Source organism: Chryseobacterium nepalense (genome assembly GCF_023195755.1).
GTDB classification, from domain to species: domain Bacteria; phylum Bacteroidota; class Bacteroidia; order Flavobacteriales; family Weeksellaceae; genus Chryseobacterium; species Chryseobacterium nepalense.
The window spans coordinates 3,809,814-3,831,101 of sequence record NZ_CP096203.1; the positions used below are offsets into that span (position 1 = coordinate 3,809,814).

The following is a 21,288-nucleotide window of genomic DNA, read 5'->3' on the forward strand; positions in this document are numbered from 1 at the left end:
TCTTTGAATTTTATTTTCCGAATCTATCCAGAAGGGCGTGCTTATAAGCTTCACCAATCTGCAGTTTTAAAAAACTGTCGTTTTCGGGAATAGTAGTAATAATTTCGTTGGTGGAAAAAACTTTAATGGAAGACAGTGCGACAATTTCTTTCTTGTTAACCTGTGCGAAATCCTTTGCAGGAAGCATCTCCAGAAGGTTTTTATAGTTAAGGTTTTTCAGTACGATCGTTGTTCCGTCTCTGAGTGTAATGTCCTTGTCGCGACTGTCGATTTCCGAGGTCCTGATGTAGGCAATCTGATTGGTAAAGATGATGGTTTTGCCGATATTGGTATTCCATTCGATGAAATCTTTTTTTGTTGTATTTTGTACAAGTTTCCCGGCTTTTTCGAACGCCTGCGCGAGTCTTTCTCTTTTGATAGGCTTTCGCACATAATCCACAACATTCAGGTCAAAGGCTTCTGCTGCATACTCTTTGTAGGCTGTGGTAAAAATAATTTTTTTTGAATCCGGAATGTGTTCTGCTACCTGAAGACCATTCATTCCAGGCATTTCGATATCTAAAATACAGACATTACAATCAATATTTTCTATTTCATTTAAAAAGAGGTTAGGATCATTAAATGCCTTTACCACTTCTACGTTTTCAATCTGCTCACAAAGAAGTTTAAGATAGCTGATGGCTAATAATTCATCATCAAGAATAACGCATTTTATCATAAAATTCTCCTAAATTGATGGTTAATTCTGCTGTGAAGATCCCGTTTTTTGATTGTTTATGCAGACTGTAGAAATTGTTGTAAATCATTTTCAGGCGCTGATCCAGAGACTGGCTTCCGAATCCGCTTTTTTCTTTTTCCAGCGTATTTTTAAGCGAAGCTTTATTGCTTACCTTCATCGAAAAAATTCCATCCTGCAATTCCGTCTGTATGGCAATAAATGAATCCTGAGCCAAAAAATCCGTATGTTTAAAAGCATTTTCAATTAAATCTACTGAAATAAGCGGCGCAAAAACCTTTTCCTCATACAGATGATCCGCTGTGTCTATTCTAGATTTAATTCTAAAATCAAAAAGGGGATTTACCTTTATTTTATTAATCTCAATTAAGCTTAAAGCAAAATTTAATTCTTCTTTAGGGCTTACAAATTTGCTATTGCTTTCATATAAAATATAATCTAAAACATTTGCCAGTTTATCCAGCGACATATAGGTCTGATAAGCATGTGACTGTACGGAATTGAGTATATTTTTGAATAAATGAGGATTTAGCTTTGTCCCGATGTGCTCCAGCTGAACTTCATTCAGCCGTTGCTGAATCATTTTATTGGCTTCGCTCAGTTTCGCATTGTTAATCTTAAACTTCTGGTTCTGGCCAAACAGATAAATACTTACCGTTAAAAAAAAGAAAATAGCAAAAACCCCGATGAATATCAGATAATCATGAATCATGTAGTAATTGCCGTCCATTAAGTTTTATAAAAAAATTAGATATTTTTCCGATATATTTTCTCTGAAAGAGCCGCGTTTTATAGAATCATTTTTCACATGAATTTTTTCAAGGGACTCTATCGTAAATTCTTTTGAGAGCTTATCTTTTTGCACAAGCATTTTTACTTTAGGACACTTAAAAAGACAGCTTACTAAAAAAGGAGTTGTTGTAAAGTATCCATTTTTATCGGTGTACAATCTTACCGGTTCAGAAAGTCCTTTAATAGTATACCTGAAATTATCTTTTACTCCTTTTTTTCGCAATTCTTTTCTTTTCGCAGGCGAAATGGTATCAAATTTATCTCCTGCTTCTGTTATGGTGTCTTTATTGTTGATAACCAGAGCGATATAAGCATTTTCTACGGGTTCGTTTTTATAATCATAAATATTTCCTTCGTAATGTAGTACAGCCTCGCAGGAACTGAGTATGATTGCAGATAAAAAACAAAGAAATATGGATAATCTGTTTCTTATTTTCATTCTTTTACATCAAAAATATTCTACTTCAGCTTTTTTAGAGACGTCATTGTTGCTTTTTCCTCACATTTTTCAAATGTAAGTTCATAAACCGGATTCTCTTTAGGATATATTAAAAGATAATCGGGACAAGGCTTTTTCTGGGCATGACTTTTATCGAAATCAATTGTTCCTTTGGTGATGATGCTGTCTTTTAAAAATTTTTCATTGACATTCAATGCAGCCATTTCAGCTTTAAACTGATCGGAATAGGTGAAATCTTTAGACAGTGTTTCTGCGATGACACGGCTGTTGGGAAGATATCCGCTGCAGCTTGCTCCTTTTTTGTTTAAAATAAAAAATACAATAATAAGTCCCGGAATAAGACCTATCATATAGAATTTGAGTTTTTTCATTAGAAGATTAAAAGATTGATATCGTGATACGTAAGCCCGAAACGGTCGCAGATGATCTTTTTTGTATGTCGTCCCTTATACATATAAAGGCTTTGTTTCATTTCATTTTTGCGGACCAACATGTTCTCAAAGCCGCCCTCTTCATCATAGTGAAGAATGTAGGAAAGGAAGAAATTTGATATGGCTTTCGTTGTTGTTCTCGGCATTCTTGAGGTTAGATTCGGAAGTCCACAGTGAATCACGCCGTGTTTAATGATGTAAGGATCTTCCATGGTGGTAAGCTCTGAGGTTTCAATAACTTTTCCGTTGTCGATGGTAATATCGATAATTACGCTGCCTTTTTTCATTTTCATGACCATATCTTCGGTCACAATCGGGGTCATATTAAGTCTTGGCAAAGCGCCGATTACCACATCTGCTCTTCGTAAAGCTTTTTTTAATTCTTTGGGATCAATAATGGAAGTAGGAACCCGGCTGTCTACTAAAGTATGAAGCCTTCTGAGCTTTGAAAGGGAATTATCAAAAACCCTTACGCTGGCTCCTAAACCAATGGCTGCTTTGGTGGCGAATTCCCCAACAATTCCTGCACCCAGAATAACCACTTCAGCAGGCCTTACACCTGTAATTCCTCCCAGCATCAGCCCATTTGATAAAGCTAATAATTCTGAGGCATATAAAATAGAAACTGTTCCTGCGATTTCGCCTACAAGTCTTACTAAAGCCAATTGCTTATATTCATCAACAATAAATTCGAAAGCGATGGCATTTACTTTCTTTTCTGCGAGTTTCAGGAAATAATTTTTATCTCTGAGATTAATCTGAAGGGCAGACACAAGATACGTATTGGGACGCATATACTCAATTTCCTCTTCCGTTGGAGGATTTACCTTCAGGATAAGATCCTGGGAAAAAGCTTCTTTCGGATCGTTGGTAATCTTAGCGCCCGACTCGGAATACTGAAGATCTGTAAAAAAAGAACCGAGGCCGGCACCGGCTTCTATAATGATTTCATGACCACTTTCTACCAGAACCTGTACAGCATCCGGGGTGATACAAGCTCTTCTTTCATTCAGGGAGGTTTCTTTAGGAATTCCTATGCTGAATTGTTTTCCTTTTTTGATGACCTCCAGCTTCTCTTCTTTCGGCATCAGTTCCTCTTCGGTAAAAGGAGTAAAAATATTTGTAGTACTCATCCTTTAAATAATTAAATTCTTACAGATCGTTATTTACATTCAATTTCGAAAACAAAGATACATAATATTTACTCGAATGAGATTTCTCTCTGTTCACCTGTGTTGATAATGCTCATTTCGTGGTATTTAAGACCGTGAAGGTCATCTTCGTATACTTCGGGCCACTCGATTATGCATAAAAAGGCATTGTCCAGGTATTCTTCAATTCCGATATCGTAAACTTCATCAATATTTTTTAACCGGTAAAGATCAAAATGAAATACTTTTCCCTGTGGTGTACTGTATTCGTTAACAATAGAATATGTGGGAGAGCTTACTTCATCTTCGCTTCCCAGTTTTTTAAGAAGAAATTGGGTAAAAGTGGTTTTTCCTGCTCCGAGATTGCCTTTGAGAAGAAGGATGTTGTGTTGTAATGCTGAACCGACTTTTTCCGCAATATCTTGCCAGTCGTTCATATGATGAATCGTGAATTGCATATTTTTAAACAAAGATAATTAATTACAATAAATTATTTATAAACAAAAAATACTAAGGGATTTTCATTTTTATTCATGATTTTAGTGGCAATTTCGAATACAGTTTTAAAACTTATTTTTTACTTTTAGAATTAATAATATAAGTCTGATTTAAATATTCGGCTCGTGTTTTTGCTCTTTCAGGATTTCTGTAACGGTTATTTTTTACAGGATTTTCATAAAGGGACACAATTTCCGACATTTCAATTGATTTTAAATCTTTAATATCCTTTTTGAATAAAGATTTAGAAAGTTTCGAAATACCTTTTCTGTTTTCCAAAAAGTCGAAATGGCTAAAATTAAATGCCAGACATTCTTCCTGACTGTAATGACGTTCAAGATATCTGGCAACAACAAACTAATCTATACTTTTTTTGTTGTCAATTGCTAAAACAGGCATCATTTGAAAAGCAGTAATATTGCAAGGGCATTCCTTTCTTTGATTATTTTTATTTATTACTGATTGCAATAACAAGTGCCACGAATTTTCATGCAACGCATTCGGATAAAGGGTGTTGTAAAAATTGGTGAAATTTTCTGGAAGTTTTTCGCTGGTTTTTATTTCGTGAGTAATCATTCGTTTATCAGAATTACCGATGATAAATCTTCCGCCAAACTCAACATAAAAGAACAGTAAAACAAGTGCTGTAAAAACTAAAGCTGTAGAGATTTTAAAATATTTCATCATATAAAATGGAGCTATTTTATTCAAAAATAATTAAAATAAAACTCTAAAATCACCTTAGAAAGGAATTATATTGTTATTTTGTCATATTGTACTAAGAACATTTTTTTGTATATTTTTGCATCATGATTTCCAAGCAGACCATTGATAAAATATTCTCAACAATCCGTGTAGAAGAGATTGTGGGAGAATATGTACAGCTGAAGAGGGCAGGGTCTAATTACAAAGGACTCAGTCCGTTTCATGATGAAAAGACGCCGAGCTTTGTAGTTTCTGCGAGCAAGCAGATCTGGAAAGATTTTTCTACAGGTAAGGGAGGAACGGCGATTTCCTTTTTGATGGAAATTGAAAATTTCACTTATCCTGAAGCGCTGCGTCATGCCGCAAAAAAATACGGAATTGAAATTGAGGAAGATCAGCGTGAATATTCCGAAGAAGCCAAACAGGCACATTCGGAAAGGGATATGCTCTATAAGATCCACGAAGTAGCCAACAATTATTTCCAGGAAATACTCTGGGATTCGGAAGAAGGGAAATCCATCGGACTTTCGTACTTTAAAGAGCGGGAGCTGAAAGATGATATCATTAAAAAATTCCAGCTCGGATATTCTCCCGAACAGAAGAATGCTTTTACGGCTTATGCGCTGGAAAAAGGCTACACAAAAGAAATCCTCGAGAAATCCGGACTTTCCATTTTCCCTGAAAATACACCTTCTGGAGTGGATCGGTTTCGTGAAAGGGTAATCTTCCCGATTCACAGTTTTTCAGGAAGAGTGCTGGGTTTTGGAGCGAGAATTCTCAAGAATAATGTTAAGACTGCCAAATACCTCAATTCTCCGGAGACGGAAATTTACCATAAATCCAATGTTCTTTACGGTCTGAACCAGAGTAAGCAGGCTATTTCAAGAAAAAATGTATGCCTTTTGGTAGAAGGTTATATGGACGTGATCTCACTTCATATGTCCGGAATCGAGAATGTTGTGGCCAGTTCGGGAACGTCACTTACCACAGAGCAGATCAAACTCATTAAAAGACTTACCGAGAATGTTACCATTCTTTTTGATGGTGATAACGCAGGGATAAAAGCCAGCTTCAGAAGTATCGACATGCTGCTTACCGAAGGAATGAACATCCGTGTTCTTTTGTTTCCCGATGGTGACGACCCGGATTCATTTGCCAGAAAGTACCCGCAGGAATATGTTGAAAAGTTCATTGAAAACCAGGCAATGGATTTCATTGACTTCAAAGCGGAGATTTTGCTTAAAGAAGTAGGTAACGATCCTATCAAAAAAGCGGAAGCCATCCGGGATATTGTTAAATCGGTATCTTTTGTTCAGAATGCCCTGAAAAGAGAAGTGTATCTTAAGGAAGTTTCCAATAAATTCGGACTTTCGGAGCAGAGTCTTTTCAATGAACTGGATGTTCAGAAACAGATCACACAGAACCAGACCCAAAAAGCTCAGGTGAAAGCCGAAGCGCAACAGCCTGCCAAACTGCAGATCGTGGATGATCCGAGAGACCAGGTGGATCCAATTGTTTTTAATGTTACGAAATTGGAGAATGACCTTATCAACCACATGCTGAACTATGGCGATGTAATATTGCAGCGAACAACACCAGATGAACAGAACTATGAAATTACGGTCATTGAGGAAATTCTCCACCATTTTGAGGAAGACGGCTACGAATTCCAGGTAGAACTTAACAAAAAAATAGTAGATTATATCAAAGAAGGAATTGAAAAAGAAGAGCTGAGAAAAGGAAATTTCTTTTTTGGATTGATGGATGAAGAGCTTAGTAAAGCAGCCGTTAATTCCATGAATATTTACAGCGAACTGAACGACTGGTCCACCCGGAATATTTTTTCGCCAAATTATGGTGACAAAATTCCCGAACAGGTTGCCGGTGACATCCTGATCCATAAATTCCGCTATGTCAATTTCCTGATTTTAAAAACCAAAAAAGAGCTTACAGAGCATGCAGATTCTGATGAAGGAAAATATTTTGAACTGATCAAAAAAATCCAGATGCTCACCCTCGTGTCAGTAGAATTATCAAAAATTCTGAATTATTCTGCAATTACCGGAATTTATTCTGACAGATAACCTTTAATTATTTTTCTTTATAAAAAGTCTGTGACAAAAAGTCCTATAATATTTTAGGAATAAAAGTTGTAATTTAAACTTCGTAAATTTAATAATACATAACAGAAATATGGACATTAAAAAAGAATTCAGAGATTTCTCTGTAAAGCACTTAGGAAACAGCGGTCTGGCTACCGATCAGTATATGGGAATGTATGGTCCTACCAATCTTACACCGTACATCATGGAAGAAAGAAGATTGAACGTTGCTCAGATGGATGTATTTTCACGTCTCATGATGGACAGAATCATTTTCTTGGGAACAGGAATTGACGATCAGGTGGCGAATATCGTTACGGCTCAGCTTCTTTTCTTAGAGAGTGCAGATCCTTCCAAAGACATTCAGATTTATATCAACTCGCCGGGTGGAAGTGTTTATGCCGGATTGGGGATTTACGATACCATGCAGATCATTAAGCCGGATGTAGCTACAATTTGTACAGGAATTGCCGCTTCAATGGGAGCTGTATTACTGGTTGCCGGAGAAAAAGGAAAACGTTCTGCATTAAAACATTCAAGAGTGATGATTCACCAGCCTTCAGGAGGTGCACAAGGGGTAGCTTCTGACATGGAAATCAACTTAAGAGAGATGTTAAAACTGAAAAAAGAATTATACGAAATCATCTCCGAACACTCCGGACAAACGTATGAATGGGTTGAAAAAGCATCAGACCGTGATTATTGGATGACCTCCGAAGAAGCGAAAGGTTTCGGAATGGTAGACGAAGTACTACAAAGATCCAAAGACAAAAAATAATTTTTGTAAAAATACAAAAGGCGCATCAATTTGTTTGGTGCGTTTTTTTATTAGGAGCTTTTTCCGGCTTTCCGCACTCGCTATTTTCAAGTTTGGGGCGGCGCGGCTTCGCCGCCCCAAACTTGAAAATGAGCTCAGACAATTGCTTCAATCCGGGCTAAAACGATAGACTTGTTAAAGTTTATAATCAAAAGGCCGATTTCGGACCAGAAATCAGGACTTTAACAAACTTTATAAAATTAAATTGTCTAATGGCATTATTTTTCCAATTAAAATGGCATAACACTTAAATCATAAAAATTATGTCAAAGAAAATTGCAATTTTAGCAACACACGGTTTTGAAGAAAGCGAATTAAAATCTCCAAAAGAACATTTAGAACAACAGGGCTGGACTGCTCATATCATCAGTCCGGAATCAGGATCAATCAAAGCCTGGGCTGAAAAAGACTGGGGGCAGGAATATCCTGTTGATAAGACATTAGATGAAGCAAACGCTTCCGATTATGACGCATTGGTTTTGCCGGGAGGTGTCATCAATCCTGATCAGTTAAGAACAAATGAAAGTGCACTGTCTTTCGTAAAAGATTTTTTCCAGCAGCAAAAGCCGGTAGCCGCCATTTGTCACGGACCGCAGATCCTTATCAACGCTGAAGTAGTTGATGGCAGGAATATGACTTCCGTAAATTCTATTAGCCAGGACCTTAAAAATGCAGGAGCACAGTGGGAAGACAGTGAAGTCGTGGTCGATAACGGATTGGTTACCAGTCGTACTCCTAAAGATCTTCCGGCTTTCAATGCCAAAATGGTGGAAGAGATCAAGGAAGGGAAACATGAAGAGCAGACTTTGTAATTTATTGCAAACCATAGAATAAAAAATTCGGCGGCATCGAAGATGCCGCCGAATTTTTTATTCTTCCAATATAGCCTTTTTCCTTTTAAAGAAAATAGTATATACCAATAAGGTCTGTACAAATACATTTCCCAAAAATATCAATATTGACTGATACATAGGTATCGGTGCATAAAAAGGCAATAGTTTGTTAAAAAAAACTGCCGGTGCACAAGCCATGTATTGAATGGCACTCAACGGATATTGTAAAAACTCAGGCTGAATTCCAATTAAAAACTGATCATACAAGAAAGTATAGACAATATCAAATAAAAGAACTCCAAAAAATGTGAGGATAAACTTTTTCACATTAGTTAAAAGCCTCAATAATTTTTGAAAAATCTTCAAGTTTTAAAGCAGCACCGCCAATCAGTCCACCATCAATATCAGGCTGCGAGAAAATTTCTTTTGCATTGTCCGGTTTTACGGAACCACCGTATAGAATAGAAACCTCATCAGCTACTTCCTGTCCGTATTTTGCAGCGATAATGCTTCTGATATGCGCGTGGATTTCCTGAGCCTGCTCAGGAGTTGCCGTTTCTCCGGTTCCGATGGCCCAAACCGGTTCGTAAGCAATGACCACTTTTTTAATTTCCTCTGCAGAAAGCGTAAAAAGTGCCACTTCCGTCTGGTTTTTTACCACTTCAAAATGTTGTCCGGCTTTTCTCTGTTCCAGGGTTTCACCATTACAGTATACCGGAATCAAGCCTTTATCTAAAGCCAGTTTCACTTTTTTGTTACAGTGGGAATCGGTTTCACCGTGATATTGTCTTCTTTCAGAATGTCCGATCAGAGAACCGGATGCATCAATTGATTCAAGCATGTCTGCAGAAATTTCACCGGTGTAGGCACCGCTTTCATACTCGCTCATATCCTGCGCAAAAACGCCGATTTCATCTTTCTCAAAAATATCTTTTGCCATCATTAAATATAAAGCTGGCGGCGCGATCCATACCTCACAGTTGGTCGCATTATTGTTTTTATAGCTTAGTAACTGAACCATCAACTGTTGTGCATCAATTACATTTTTATTCATTTTCCAGTTTCCTGCAACTATTTTTCTTCTCATAGTTTCTTTTATTTTTGAAGTTAAATCAGACCAAAATTGAATTCCAACTTTTAATCTGATTCCAATTAATTAATATTCCAGATTTTTTTCAAAAGAGTGTAATATGAATGCTCTTCATCGGTTACCTTATTGTCGGCTTTGATAAGCGTTTTGGCAAATTGGATAAAGTTTTGGCGCTCCTCTTCCGTAGAATCGTCATAGAAGCAACGGGCATGGAACTCAAAATGTCCTTTCCATTCTTCAGGTTTTAGAAGGGCAATGGTTTCAAGTTCATTATCAAGATCCATTTTGAAAGGAAATTCGTCTGCCAGATATTGCTGTACCAAGATTCCTTCTTCCGGAGCAAATTCTCCGTCTACCGAAGATAAGATCATCAATAAATGGTATCCTGCAATCGATTTATTAGATTTCTGCATGAGTAAATATAAAGTTTAGTGTTTATTAAAATTTGATAAGGCTATTTAATATATTCCTTTGCGGGCTGTTTGTCGATAATTTTTCCGTTCTCTAAAACAAGCACAAAAGGATTGCTTCTCGCTATTGTTTTAATTGCGGTGCCGTCCATCATCATATTTTTAATGGTTTTGAAAGTATTCGGTTCTGTAGAAACGCCATACACAATATTGGCTTTTTGAGCTTTTACTTTGGCTTCCACCTGTTTCAGTAATTCAGGAGAAACGTCTTTCGGATGATAGGAGAAAACAAGAATTGCTTTCGGGGCGTTGATGATTTCTTCTGTAACCTCCATTCCTGTAGGATCTTCAATCTTAAACTTTACAATTTCAGATTTATAGCCTTCTTTGATAAGGACAGATTCATTTTTTCCTTCCTCGATTTTCCAAGGCGATCCTTCTGCCCAGTATTTTGTTTCTTTGATATAATCATCCTGGTTTACCTTCAGCATTTCTCCGGTTTTCTCATTTTTAAGCGAATAAAAAGTCTTGTATTCCGAAGGATTTCTGTTGATTTTTTCTTTCTCCGCCTTCAGGTCGGTACCAATTTTATAGTCACGGAAATCAATCACAGGTTCATATACTATTCCATATGTTCCAATGCCGATCATTATCAAACAAAATATCGTTAAAAGGATGTATCTTACCTTATTGGATTCTTCCTTTTCACCATAGCTGTACACATCTTTTTTCCTGAACTCTTTTCTGTAAAGTATAAATAAGATTATTAAAGCTAATAAGAGCACAATATCTTTGATAAAACTTTGCCATGGTGTAAATTTAATGGCATCTCCAAAGCATCCGCAATCTGTTACTACATTAAAGTATGCCGAATAAAATGTTAGGAAACCAAAGAATACACACAGGGCAATCAATGCTGAAATGGTAAATTTAAGCTTCAGTTTAAGCAACAGCATAAATCCTAACAGAAGTTCGAGAATGACAACAATTATCGAAAACAACAGCGCAAACTTTTCAAAAAACGGCATATTGAAGACAGCAGGAGAGAAGTATTCTTCCATTTTAAAGGAAAAACCGACCAGGTCCACCGCTTTTACAAACCCCGAAAGAATGAAAATAACGGCAATAACGAAACGTAATAAACCTTTAATCATATAAATTAGTTTTGAGATTCTATACTGTTTTTCTTCTCAGAAAATTTAATAAGACAGAAAACGGAATAATTCAGCATGTCAAAATAATTGGCATCCAGCCCTTCGGAAACAACGGTAACTCCTTGGTTATCTTCAATTTGTTTGGTTCTTAAAACTTTCTGGTAAATCAGGTCCGTAATCGATGAAATGCGCATATCTCTCCATGCCTCGCCGTAATCATGATTTTTTCGTTCCATCAGTTTTCTGGCCTCAGTTGCATATTGATCATACAGATTCAGAATTTCTTGTTTATTTTCATTAAAATCATTAGAAAATCCTTTCTCAAGCTGGATAAGCGCAATGATCGAATAATTGATAATCGCCACAAATTCATCTTCTTCACTTTCATCAACCATTTTTTTTCCGGTCATCTGCAGCGTACGGATTCTGTTGACTTTAATATAAATCTGATCTGTAATAGAGCTTGGTCTTAGAACCCTCCACGCCGGTCCGTAATCCTGTAATTTCTTGCTGAACAGCTCACGGCACTGGCTGATAATTTTCTCAAACTGTACTGATGTTTCTGACATAAATTTTCTTAATCTCCCAAATATACGAAATTTTGTGTGTTGCACTGTTTTGGTGAAAGAGTTTAGAATGTAGCGTTTTCGGGTAGGAGCGTATAAGCGTTTGAGTTTTTGAGTTTGAGTTTTTTGAGTGATAAAGGTTTTATTTTTTATTTTTGTAAGATAATTTCAGTTTATTTTTTAAGTCTAATCATAATTATAAGCTTTGCAAGTACCTGCACTCTCTAACTCTTCAACTCTTCCGCACTCCAACTTCATGAATTGTAACGGGAAATTGATAGACCTATCGGTTCCTAAAATTATGGGAATCCTAAACCTCACGCCGGATTCGTTTTCAGATGGCGGGAAATTCAATACGGAAAAAACGGCATTGGACCAGACTTGTAAAATGCTTAAAGAAGGCGCCGAAATCATTGATATCGGTCCGCAATCCACAAGACCGCACGCTGAATTTTTAACTGCAGAAGAGGAAATCAGAAGGTTGGGAAACATGATTTCATTCATCAAAAAAGAATTTCCGGAAACATTGATCTCTCTGGATACTTTTTATGCTGAAACGGTAAAGTTTGGTTTTAATGAGGGAATTGATATTATCAACGATATTTCCGGAGGCCATTACGATGAAAAGATGTTTGATGCCGCTGCAGAAACAAAACTTCCCTATATTTTGATGCATGTAAATCCTTCTTATGAAACGATGCACGATAAAATCAAATTTGCAGATATTACACTTTCCGTCAACCGCTATTTTTCTGAAAAGACTGAAGAATTATTAAATAAAGGCGTTAAAGATATTATCCTTGATCCGGGATTCGGTTTCGGTAAAACGGTAGAAGACCAGATGAAAATGATCAATGAAACACAATATTTAGGTTTTGGAAAATTTCCTTTACTGATCGGCATTTCAAGGAAATCTTTTATCTACAGACCTTTGGGAAAGTCTCCTTTGGACATCAACGAAGAAACACAAAAACTTCACCTGAAAGTATTACAGCAGGGCGCAAAAATACTGAGGGTTCATGATGTTGCAGCAGCCCAAAAAACGGTTGACTTGTTTAAGAGTGGGAGAGTCTGAGAATGGGGTGTTTTAGGGTTAGAGATCGTTTATTAAGGATAAATTTTGTTAGAATTAATATGAAATTAACTTTCCTTTGAAAATCACCATTTAACTTTCACTCTAAACTCTAAACTCTAAACTCTAAACTCTAAAACTCAATTAAGATTCGCCAGTTTATCCGCAAACTGTTTAGAAAATTCCTTTCGGTCTTCCTCCAGCTTTTCCTGATTGGAAGGCAGGATATAGTTGAACAATATTTTGTTTTCCCCATCTGTAAAAATAATTTCCTTTTCATTTCCGTCAATCATTTGGGCAAAAATTTCCCACATAGAAGTATCTTTTAATTTTAACAATTCAAAAAATTGTTCTGCCTGTATTTGGATGGTCTGCATTTGTTTAATTTCTATTTTTTATTTTTATTTTAAAATTCCAGAAGTTTCAGTTTAAACTGAACGGCAAAATTTTGTTTAAAATTTCGTGTAGTGTAGTAGCCCACTCTGTAAAATAGCCCCAGATTAAAGTAAGTGGAGAGGAAATTGTTCCACTCCAGGCCGACTTCCTGATAAAGATGGTCGAGCGGTTTAAATTTAAACTGATGGTATTCGGGATGCTTCATATTACCTATGGTTCCTCTTAACACAAAATCAAAACTTGAAATATTCTGGCCTAAGCTTTTAAAATACCAGGGAAGTTTATGCGTAAAATAATACGCCACGAACCGGTCATTATAGTATTTACCTCCTTCCAGAGTTGCAAATCCTAGAAATGAAGTTAAGTTAAAATTAAAATCCCTCCTCGGCGAAGCCAGTCCGTTCATTGTAAAGTTTTTCCATATCGGAGCTTCTCCGATTACCATTCCGCCGTAGAGCCGGAATCCTGTAGTTCCCAGCAGAGATTTGAAATTGTGTACAAAAAGGGCATCAAACCGGGTATAATTAAAATCACCGTTCAGCGCCTTGTAGCTTTGTTCATAATTGAAATACAGTTCCGGATATTTCTGATCGATGAGGGATTTTCCCTGAGGCGTCATAATATTAGTAGAGTTCGGGGAATATTTTAAGGTCAGTAATGTATTAAAATTATTAAAAGATGAACCACTGTTGCGGAAGGAATAATCAAACATGGCTTCTTCCAGATTGGTACGGGCTGCAAAAACCAGTGTCAAGCCGTTGGTAACATCATTAAGGTAAGAAACCGAGCCTCCTTTGTAATGATAATACCGGTCATTATTAAGGTTATTTCCATAGTTAGCTGTTCTCATTTTGAAATTCCACAGTCTCCGGTAAAACTCTCCGGAAGCGGTCACGTCATCATAATAATCGATCCTGAAATAGGAATCTTTTTCCAGCGTGGTTTTAATATCAAGTCCGATTCTGTATTTCCATTTATCATCCTTGAATCCATAGGCAAAAGTATAATCAGGAGAAAAGTATGGACTGAAATTTTCATTAAGCTTCGCTTTCAAACCTACTCTGAAGCCTTCATACAGGTTATAATTCACGATCTCGTCAACCGCAAAATCCACAATACCTGCTTTTATCTGGCCATTTAGCAGCAAACCGCTTAAAACCCTTGCTTTCCGGTCGATATTGTATATTTTTCCAAGACTGTCGATGGTTTTGTAGGTGTTTCGTTCTCGTTCTGTCAGAGGATCTGTCCTGAACTGGTCAAGGGTTTTTCCGTCAATATTTTTTACGGAAAAAGTATAGCCTTTAAAGTCTTTTTTATCATTTTGGGCAGGTGACTGGTAATCAAAATACTGGGAAGTGAGAAAAGCATACGTCCCGAAGCTCTGCTTCTTATTCCTTTCATGTTTTTCTTCAGGATAGTCTTTGTTTTCCTCCTGCATGACCATATTGCTCATTTTCAGCTTTACGGTTTCATGGGAAAGGAACCATTTGTTGTTGAAATAAATCCAGGTACTTGTAATGATACCGTCGTTTTTATTTTTGCTGAAATTTTCGATTTTTTTAATGCCATAAGTATCGGTATCAATATAGATGGCACCATTGTACTTTCTTTTTTTGTCCGGATTTTTATAATTGACTTCCCTGAAACGGATTACAAAATTCTTTCTTCCTTCTATTTCAATAGTGTCGGTTAAAAAGAATCGGTATAAGCCTCTGTTTTCCTGCTTCAGCTGGGTGGGAATCTGGTCTCTGTTGCTTTGCTGCAGGGCAATCATTTCGTAGATCGGCTGCTTCAGTCCGGAAATCCTGTTATCAAGGATATTGATTTTTTCACCGTATTTTTTCGAATATAAAAATTCCTGAGCTCTTTCCCAGAGGAATAATTTACTTTTGGAAAATATTTTTCTGGCAGTTACATTGTTCAGGGAATCTTTTTCTCTTTTTCTTCTGAATAATTCAGCATTTTCGAAAAACTGTCTGTATTGGGTAATACTGTCTTCATCAATATCCAGAGAAATTTTCTCATAGGATTTGTAGGAGTAGGAATCGAGCGTCTTTGGAGAGTTTTCAGTAAACTGCTGATTGACTTTTTTCAGAATTTCAAGAGCTCTGGGATCACTCTGATCTTTGATGACAACAGCTTCAATAGAAGTGACTTTTGATTGTGAGAAACCAAAAATGCACATACAGAAACATAAAATCACTAATATCCTTTTCATAAAGACCTGACAAAATTAATAATATTTATGATGCTGTAAAAGGTTTATTAATTGATATTAATAGCCGATTCCATTGATGATGTTTCTAAACGGCGTAATCCCGGAATTTCCGGGATTACAGTTTCTGATCTTATTATATTTATCTTAAATTTTTAACAAATAACACGTTTTTTTAACAGTAAAATATTTTAATTCTCATCTAATTTGATTTCGAACTGGTTAAATGAGTTTAACTATTAATACTAAAATATTAGTTTAAAAGATTGAATTTTATTTTAATTCCGATATTATCTTTAAATTCCGAAGTCTGGTAATATCCTAATCTATAGGAAAATCCTACGCCAAAGCTCGTTCCCAGAAACTGGTTCCAGATTAGTCCCGCTTCCTGGTAATAATGATCCAGAGCGGTGAATTCAAACTGGTGGTCCTGCCTGTTTTTAAAACCGCCGATGGCCGACTGGTATTCAAGCTCGATATCCGAATATTTTTTACCCAATGTTTTAAATTTAAAAGGCAGGTATTGTGAAATTTTAAACCCTGCAAATTTGTCTGCGAAGAAAGTTCCCGAAGGCATCGTTGCAAATCCAAGGTTTGAAGGGGTACTGATGTTGGAATACCACTTATCAATATTGGCATCGTTCTGACCGGCTATTTCAAAATTTTTCCAGATTGGTGCGCTTCCGGATGAGATTCCTCCGAAAATTTTAATGTTGGTAGATCCCAATTTTGTTCTGAACTGATGAATGAACAGCGCATCAAGCCTGTTGTAATCAAGATCTCCTCCCAATGCATTAAATCCTTTTTCATAATTCAGGAAGACTTGAGGGTAATTTTTTTCATAGGTGTATTTTCCGGTAGGCGTCATGATGTTTTTGTCATTCGGGGAAAATTTTAATGAGAGAACCGCGCTGGTATTATCGAACTTATTGCCCATGTTTTTATACTGATAATCAAAAAGAGCCTCCTGTTTCTCTTTATTCACCGCGATTTTCATGCTTAATGAATTGGAAATATCATAAAGGTAAGAAGCGCTCCATTTCTGGTTTTTATAGAAAACGGCATTGTGAAGATCCAGGTTAATATCAGAGAGCTTCATCATTTTATCCCACATATAATTGCTGAATCTTCCTGCTGCAAAAACATCGTCAAGATATTCAATTCTGAAAACGGATGTTCTTTTGTCGGAAAGTTTTACATCCAACCCTAATCCGTATTTCCAGCGATGGTCCTTAAAACCATATCCGAAATAGCCGTCCGGAGAAAATGTTTTACTGAACTTTTCATTTAATTTCAATCCGGCGCCCAAACGGATTCCCTGGTATTTATCGTAGCTGATGAATTTGGTAAGATCAAAATCGATCATTTTATAGCGAAGATTTCCTCTTAAAAGCTGGGTCAAAGTATTGAGTTTTTTTTCAAAATCATGCTTTTGTACAAAGCTGTCGATCTTGGTATAAGTATTACTTTCCCTTATAGTAAGACTGTCGGTTCTGTATTGCTGCAAAAGGCTGCCGTCTGAATTCTTCATTTCGAGCGAATAGCCTTTAAAATCAGACGCTTTTTGAGGTTCATTAATATCAAAATCGAAGAACCTGTTTTTTACATACAGGTAATTTCCGAATTTTTTCTGGTTGTATTTCTTGGTGTCACCTGCTTTCAGGCTGTCTTTCTTTGAAACATCGAAGCTGGTATTGCCCATTTTAAGCCTGATATCTTCATAATCCAGGAACCATTTATTATTGATGGGTTTCCAGACAGAAACAATATTCCCCTCGTTTATTTTTTTGCTGATGCTTTCAAATTTTTTCAGGGCAAAACTTTCGGCGTCAACATATATTTTCCCGTTGAATTTTCTCGGGTTCTGTTTCTTTTTATCGGTAATTTCTTTGAATTTGATCACATAGGTCTGCCTTCCATCCAGCTGTATGGTATCTGAAAGATAATAATGAAAAAGATCCCTGTTTTCAGGTCTCAGCTGTCTGGGTGTTCTGTCAAGATTTGAAATATTGAGGGCCATAGCCTCATAAATCGGATTTTTAAAACCGGACATCCTGTTGTCGATAATATTTGTTTTTTCACCGTATTTTCTGGAATATTTATATTCTGTAGCTTTTTCCCAAAGGAACATCTGGCCTTCCGCAGAGGCATCAATAAAATCTTCAGCGATAAGGGAATCTTTCTTTTCCTTTTCTTTTTGCTTAAAACCTTTTTGATCAACCTTTGAAATGGAATCTTTCCTGGCAGCTAAAAAATTCTTATAAATATCAATGGAATCTTTATCCAAATCAAGAGAAAATTTGGTGTAAGACTTAAAATTGTACGACTCTAAAGATTTGGGTGAATTCTCCTTCGCTCTTTTATTCAGTTCATCAAGAATTCTAAGAGCGCGCGGATCACTTTTGTCGTTAATAATAACACGGTCAATATTCCCTCTTTTTTCGGATAACGGCTGCATTGCAACTTCCATGGTATTTCTTGCCTCTGCAAGGACATCTTCAAAATTGCTGGCCAGAATTTCAACTTTCTTACATTTGGTTTTAAAGGATAAAGTTCCGCTGGTATCGGTTTTCCCGAGAAGCTCATCATCGCAGTACACTGCTGCATTGTAGATAGGTTGCTTGGTTGCCTTGCTGAAAACTTTCAACTGAGTTTGTCCGAATACCAGTGCTGTAAAAAATAAAAACAGCGGGAATAAAAGTTTTGTCATTAGTCTTTTTAATAGTTAGACAAAACTATTGATAAGAAAGTTACAATACCACAGAAGAAAATATAATGTTTTGTTAAAAATTAAATCATTTGTATCAAATAACAACCTCCGTCGGTTCGAGTGTTTTCGCAACAGGGCGGAGAAAAATGTATCGAGAACACTGATTGAAAAGACTTTTAGCCATAAACTTTTGATATGTTTTTCGAAAACTCCTCGAAGTGACATATAACAAAATCATCCCTTTCAAAGCTGAAAGGGATGATTATTATTTAAATTTTATTAAAAATATTTCTTAAAGATTCAGCGCTTTCTGATACGCATTTTCCAATCCGTCAAGATTTTTTCCTCCTGCTGTGGCAAAGCCAGGATTTCCGCCGCCGCCGCCCTGGATTTCTTTTGCCAAATCTTTAATCAAGGCTCCTGCCTGATAAATTCCTGCTAAATCATCAGAAACGCCAACGGTAATCATTGGTTTCCCGTCTGCGTCGGACAGAATAACCGTAATGGAAGTGGGGATTTCTTTTTTTAACTGGAAGACGATGTCTTTTACCGAACCGGCGTCCAAAGAAGTTCTTTTTACCAGAAGTAATTTATCACCTTTTTGCTCGTAAGCTCCTTTCCATTCGCCGATTTCTCCTTTTGCTTTTTCCTTTTTCATTGCGTCTACTTCAGACTTCAATGCGGTATTTTCCTCAATTAATTTTTCAATAGAACGTACAACATCTTTTGATTTCAGCAACTGTGATATTTCGGCGATCTGTTTTTCAATATTTTTGAAATACTCTTCAGCTTTATCTCCGGAAATCGCTTCAATTCTTCTGATTCCTGCTGCTGCGGAACTTTCGGAAATGATTTTAAAATGTCCGATTTCGCTGGTGCTTTTCACGTGAGTTCCTCCGCAAAGTTCCATAGAAGTTCCAAACTGGATCATTCTTACACTGTCGCCATACTTTTCCCCGAACAAAGCCATGGCACCTCTGTCCAGAGCTTCCCGGATCGGAATATTCCTGAATTCCTGTAAAGCAATATTTTCTTTAATCTTTGCATTAACCTTTTCTTCCACTAAGGTTAATTCCTCCTCCGTCATTTTATTAAAATGAGAGAAGTCGAAACGCAGATAATCAGGACCAACGAATGAGCCTTTCTGCTCTACGTGGGTTCCCAGAACTTCTCTTAATGCTTCATGCAGCAAATGCGTTACCGAGTGGTTGGCCTGAGAATTTTTTCTTTCCGAAACATTTACTTTAGCATAGAAAACAGCGCCTGCATCTTTCGGAAGACCGTTGATTAAAGAAATAACCAATCCGTTTTCCTTTTTGGTTTCCAAAACTTCAAAGCTTTCGGTCGCATTTTCAAGAACGCCTTTGTCGCCTACCTGGCCTCCGCCTTCCGGATAAAAAGGAGATTCGCTTAAAACTACCTGGTAAAATTCTCCGTCCTTATTTTCTACTTTTCGGTATCTTGTAATATAGGTTTCAGATTCAAATTGATCATAACCTACAAAATTTTCAGGTTTTTCTTCCAACGTAACCCAATCATATACTTTTTGGGCAGAATCTGCTTTTGAACGTTTCTTTTGCTCATTTAAAGCTTGTTTAAAGCCTTCCTCATCGATGGTTAAACCTTTTTCTTCCGCAATAATTCTCGTTAAATCATCAGGGAAACCATAAGTATCATATAATTCAAAAACTTCTTCAGTTGGCAATACCTTCTGATTATTGGCAATCGTCTGCTGAATCAATTTTTCAACTCTTATCAATCCGTTTTCTATGGTTCTTAAGAATGATTCTTCTTCACTTTTGATAACTTCAGAAACCAGTTTTCCCTGTTTTTCAAGTTCAGGAAAGAAAGTTCCCATTTGCTCCTGTAAAACAGCAACCAATTGATAAAGGAAAGGTTCTTTCATTCCTAAGAAACGGTAAGAATAAGAAATTCCTCTTCTTAAGATTCTTCTGATCACATAACCTGCTCCTCCGTTGGAAGGCAGCTGTCCGTCAGCAATCGCAAACGAAACCGCTCTGATATGGTCTACCACCACGCGGATCGCAATATCTTTTTCGTCTTCTAAAATCCCGGTGTATTTTTTTCCTGAAAGTTCTTCAACTTTAGCAATTAAAGGAGTGAAAACATCAGTATCGTAATTGGAGGATTTTTCCTGAAGCGCCATACACAGACGTTCAAAGCCCATTCCCGTATCCACATGTTGTGCAGGAAGCTTTTCAAGGGTTTTGTCTGCTTTCCTGTTGAATTCCATGAAAACGAGATTCCATACTTCCACCACCTGCGGATGGTCGTTGTTCACCAGTTCTAATCCGGAAACTTTCGCTTTTTCTTCAGTACTTCTCAAATCAACATGGATTTCTGAGCACGGTCCGCACGGTCCGCTTTCTCCCATTTCCCAGAAATTGTCTTTTTTATTTCCATTGATAATTCTGTCTTCGGAAATGTGGGATTTCCAGAAATCATAAGCATCCTGATCTCTTTCAAGGTTTTCGGAAGCATCTCCTTCAAAAATGGTTACATATAGGTTTTCTTTAGGAATTCCATAGACTTCCGTAAGTAATTCCCAGGCAAAAGCAATAGCATCTTTTTTAAAATAATCTCCGAAAGACCAGTTTCCCAACATTTCAAACATGGTGTGGTGGTACGTATCACGGCCCACATCATCCAGGTCATTATGTTTCCCGGAAACCCGCAGACACTTCTGGGTATCGGCAATTCTCGGTGCGGTAGGAGTCTTGTAGCCCAGGAAAAAATCCTTGAACTGCGTCATCCCGGAATTGGAAAACATAAGTGTAGGGTCATCTTTCAGGACAATGGGTGCTGAAGGAACAATGAGGTGGCCTTTGCTTTTAAAATAATCTAAAAATTTTTGACGAATCTCTTGTGATGTCATAATTTATATTGCTTTGCTTTTTACAGTTTTTTGATAAGATGCAAATTTAAGGTTTTTAGGGGATTTAGGTTGAAATATTTGACACTTTTGCGAAGATTTGTTTTTAATGAGCAGAAACGTTTTCAGGAGCTTTTTCCCGCTTTCCGCTACAATTCCTCATTGCGCGGCTCCGACTTGGCCTGTCTTAAGCCCGGCAAGGCTCCGTCGCTCCATTGCGGGATTTTCACTGCAATCAGGGCTAGGCTATAGTCATC

20 protein-coding genes are annotated in these 21,288 nt (G+C 36.9%); 4 read left to right on the plus strand and 16 right to left on the minus strand.

The features are described from left to right. Positions 1–10: 10 nt before the first annotated feature. The 8 genes from M0D58_RS17215 to M0D58_RS17250 form a co-directional block, all read right to left on the minus strand. The gene (locus tag M0D58_RS17215) at positions 11–718 is read right to left on the minus strand and encodes a LytR/AlgR family response regulator transcription factor (RefSeq protein ID WP_248392022.1); all 708 of its coding nucleotides are present in this window, start codon (positions 716–718) and stop codon (positions 11–13) included. After that, entirely contained in the window at positions 696–1,466 is a 771-nt protein-coding gene (locus M0D58_RS17220) for a histidine kinase (protein WP_248392024.1), read from the minus strand. The genes M0D58_RS17215 and M0D58_RS17220 overlap by 23 nt, the downstream gene beginning before the upstream one ends. 6 nt (positions 1,467–1,472) lie before the next feature. Then, entirely contained in the window at positions 1,473–1,967 is a 495-nt protein-coding gene (locus M0D58_RS17225) for a hypothetical protein (RefSeq protein WP_248392026.1), read from the minus strand. 20 nt (positions 1,968–1,987) lie between these two features. Further along, on the minus strand, positions 1,988–2,359 hold the full coding sequence (locus tag M0D58_RS17230) for a hypothetical protein (RefSeq protein WP_248392028.1): 372 nt from the start codon (positions 2,357–2,359) through the stop codon (positions 1,988–1,990). Beyond that, complete coding sequence (locus tag M0D58_RS17235) at positions 2,359–3,552, minus strand: alanine dehydrogenase (protein WP_248392030.1); 1,194 nt, start codon at positions 3,550–3,552, stop codon at positions 2,359–2,361. Before M0D58_RS17235 ends, M0D58_RS17230 begins: the two co-directional genes overlap by 1 nt. A 68-nt stretch (positions 3,553–3,620) precedes the next feature. Then, complete coding sequence (gene tsaE, locus M0D58_RS17240) at positions 3,621–4,028, minus strand: tRNA (adenosine(37)-N6)-threonylcarbamoyltransferase complex ATPase subunit type 1 TsaE (protein WP_248392032.1); 408 nt, start codon at positions 4,026–4,028, stop codon at positions 3,621–3,623. A 112-nt stretch (positions 4,029–4,140) separates the two neighbouring features. Beyond that, positions 4,141–4,377: a transglycosylase domain-containing protein gene (locus M0D58_RS17245; RefSeq protein WP_248394996.1), complete on the minus strand. Its 237-nt coding sequence runs from the start codon at positions 4,375–4,377 to the stop codon at positions 4,141–4,143. A gap of 48 nt (positions 4,378–4,425) precedes the next feature. Then, on the minus strand, positions 4,426–4,755 hold the full coding sequence (locus tag M0D58_RS17250; protein WP_248392033.1) for a hypothetical protein: 330 nt from the start codon (positions 4,753–4,755) through the stop codon (positions 4,426–4,428). Between the two features lie 122 nt (positions 4,756–4,877). Here M0D58_RS17250 and dnaG point away from each other — a divergent pair, with 122 nt between their 5' ends. The 3 genes from dnaG to M0D58_RS17265 all read left to right on the plus strand — a co-directional run bounded on the left by dnaG (position 4,878) and on the right by M0D58_RS17265 (position 8,504). Beyond that, positions 4,878–6,857, plus strand: coding sequence for a DNA primase (gene dnaG, locus M0D58_RS17255; protein ID WP_248392035.1), 1,980 nt, complete (start codon positions 4,878–4,880; stop codon positions 6,855–6,857). A gap of 109 nt (positions 6,858–6,966) precedes the next feature. After that, complete coding sequence (gene clpP / locus M0D58_RS17260) at positions 6,967–7,653, plus strand: ATP-dependent Clp endopeptidase proteolytic subunit ClpP (RefSeq protein WP_089999356.1); 687 nt, start codon at positions 6,967–6,969, stop codon at positions 7,651–7,653. Between the two features lie 302 nt (positions 7,654–7,955). Then, a complete protein-coding gene (locus M0D58_RS17265) occupies positions 7,956–8,504 on the plus strand; it encodes a type 1 glutamine amidotransferase domain-containing protein (RefSeq protein ID WP_248392037.1) in 549 nt (182 codons plus the stop codon). Positions 8,505–8,853: 349 nt separating this feature from the next. Here M0D58_RS17265 and tpiA read toward each other — a convergent pair whose 3' ends face one another. From tpiA to M0D58_RS17285, 4 genes are all read right to left on the minus strand, one after another. Beyond that, positions 8,854–9,612, minus strand: a complete 759-nt coding sequence (gene tpiA / locus M0D58_RS17270) for a triose-phosphate isomerase (RefSeq protein ID WP_248392040.1) — start codon at positions 9,610–9,612, stop codon at positions 8,854–8,856. A 65-nt stretch (positions 9,613–9,677) separates the two neighbouring features. Continuing rightward, positions 9,678–10,028: a tellurite resistance TerB family protein gene (locus M0D58_RS17275; RefSeq protein WP_248392042.1), complete on the minus strand. Its 351-nt coding sequence runs from the start codon at positions 10,026–10,028 to the stop codon at positions 9,678–9,680. A 41-nt stretch (positions 10,029–10,069) separates the two neighbouring features. Further along, positions 10,070–11,179 carry a BT_3928 family protein gene (locus M0D58_RS17280; RefSeq protein WP_248392044.1) on the minus strand — a complete coding sequence of 370 codons (1,110 nt, stop codon included), beginning with the start codon at positions 11,177–11,179 and terminating at the stop codon, positions 10,070–10,072. 5 nt (positions 11,180–11,184) lie between these two features. After that, entirely contained in the window at positions 11,185–11,748 is a 564-nt protein-coding gene (locus tag M0D58_RS17285; RefSeq protein WP_248392046.1) for a DUF1599 domain-containing protein, read from the minus strand. A gap of 298 nt (positions 11,749–12,046) precedes the next feature. Here M0D58_RS17285 and folP point away from each other — a divergent pair, with 298 nt between their 5' ends. Continuing rightward, on the plus strand, positions 12,047–12,820 hold the full coding sequence (gene folP / locus M0D58_RS17290) for a dihydropteroate synthase (RefSeq protein WP_248392048.1): 774 nt from the start codon (positions 12,047–12,049) through the stop codon (positions 12,818–12,820). Positions 12,821–12,957: 137 nt separating this feature from the next. On the opposite strand, the gene M0D58_RS17295 is transcribed toward folP, so the two are convergent. The 4 genes from M0D58_RS17295 to alaS all read right to left on the minus strand — a co-directional run bounded on the left by M0D58_RS17295 (position 12,958) and on the right by alaS (position 21,034). After that, the gene (locus tag M0D58_RS17295) at positions 12,958–13,194 is read right to left on the minus strand and encodes a hypothetical protein (protein ID WP_248392050.1); all 237 of its coding nucleotides are present in this window, start codon (positions 13,192–13,194) and stop codon (positions 12,958–12,960) included. A 29-nt stretch (positions 13,195–13,223) separates the two neighbouring features. Then, positions 13,224–15,431, minus strand: coding sequence for a DUF5686 family protein (locus tag M0D58_RS17300; RefSeq protein ID WP_248392052.1), 2,208 nt, complete (start codon positions 15,429–15,431; stop codon positions 13,224–13,226). A gap of 250 nt (positions 15,432–15,681) precedes the next feature. Then, a complete protein-coding gene (locus M0D58_RS17305) occupies positions 15,682–18,138 on the minus strand; it encodes a DUF5686 family protein (protein WP_248392054.1) in 2,457 nt (818 codons plus the stop codon). Positions 18,139–18,430: 292 nt separating this feature from the next. After that, complete coding sequence (alaS, locus tag M0D58_RS17310; RefSeq protein ID WP_248392056.1) at positions 18,431–21,034, minus strand: alanine--tRNA ligase; 2,604 nt, start codon at positions 21,032–21,034, stop codon at positions 18,431–18,433. Between the last annotated feature and the right edge of the window lie 254 nt (positions 21,035–21,288).

Excerpts from the sequence above, each read along its gene's own strand:
- alaS (WP_248392056.1), bottom strand. The coding sequence starts at position 21,034 with ATGACATCACAAGAGATTCGTCAAAAATTTTTAGATTATTTTAAAAGC.
- tsaE (WP_248392032.1), bottom strand. The coding sequence starts at position 4,028 with ATGCAATTCACGATTCATCATATGAACGACTGGCAAGATATTGCGGAA.
- M0D58_RS17215 (WP_248392022.1), bottom strand. The coding sequence starts at position 718 with ATGATAAAATGCGTTATTCTTGATGATGAATTATTAGCCATCAGCTAT.
- dnaG (WP_248392035.1), top strand. The coding sequence starts at position 4,878 with ATGATTTCCAAGCAGACCATTGATAAAATATTCTCAACAATCCGTGTA.
- M0D58_RS17285 (WP_248392046.1), bottom strand. The coding sequence starts at position 11,748 with ATGTCAGAAACATCAGTACAGTTTGAGAAAATTATCAGCCAGTGCCGT.
- M0D58_RS17250 (WP_248392033.1), bottom strand. The coding sequence starts at position 4,755 with ATGATGAAATATTTTAAAATCTCTACAGCTTTAGTTTTTACAGCACTT.
- M0D58_RS17295 (WP_248392050.1), bottom strand. The coding sequence starts at position 13,194 with ATGCAGACCATCCAAATACAGGCAGAACAATTTTTTGAATTGTTAAAA.
- M0D58_RS17265 (WP_248392037.1), top strand. The coding sequence starts at position 7,956 with ATGTCAAAGAAAATTGCAATTTTAGCAACACACGGTTTTGAAGAAAGC.
- M0D58_RS17300 (WP_248392052.1), bottom strand. The coding sequence starts at position 15,431 with ATGAAAAGGATATTAGTGATTTTATGTTTCTGTATGTGCATTTTTGGT.
- folP (WP_248392048.1), top strand. The coding sequence starts at position 12,047 with ATGGGAATCCTAAACCTCACGCCGGATTCGTTTTCAGATGGCGGGAAA.
- clpP (WP_089999356.1), top strand. The coding sequence starts at position 6,967 with ATGGACATTAAAAAAGAATTCAGAGATTTCTCTGTAAAGCACTTAGGA.
- tpiA (WP_248392040.1), bottom strand. The coding sequence starts at position 9,612 with ATGAGAAGAAAAATAGTTGCAGGAAACTGGAAAATGAATAAAAATGTA.
- M0D58_RS17275 (WP_248392042.1), bottom strand. The coding sequence starts at position 10,028 with ATGCAGAAATCTAATAAATCGATTGCAGGATACCATTTATTGATGATC.
- M0D58_RS17230 (WP_248392028.1), bottom strand. The coding sequence starts at position 2,359 with ATGAAAAAACTCAAATTCTATATGATAGGTCTTATTCCGGGACTTATT.
- M0D58_RS17220 (WP_248392024.1), bottom strand. The coding sequence starts at position 1,466 with ATGGACGGCAATTACTACATGATTCATGATTATCTGATATTCATCGGG.
- M0D58_RS17280 (WP_248392044.1), bottom strand. The coding sequence starts at position 11,179 with ATGATTAAAGGTTTATTACGTTTCGTTATTGCCGTTATTTTCATTCTT.
- M0D58_RS17235 (WP_248392030.1), bottom strand. The coding sequence starts at position 3,552 with ATGAGTACTACAAATATTTTTACTCCTTTTACCGAAGAGGAACTGATG.
- M0D58_RS17225 (WP_248392026.1), bottom strand. The coding sequence starts at position 1,967 with ATGAAAATAAGAAACAGATTATCCATATTTCTTTGTTTTTTATCTGCA.
- M0D58_RS17305 (WP_248392054.1), bottom strand. The coding sequence starts at position 18,138 with ATGACAAAACTTTTATTCCCGCTGTTTTTATTTTTTACAGCACTGGTA.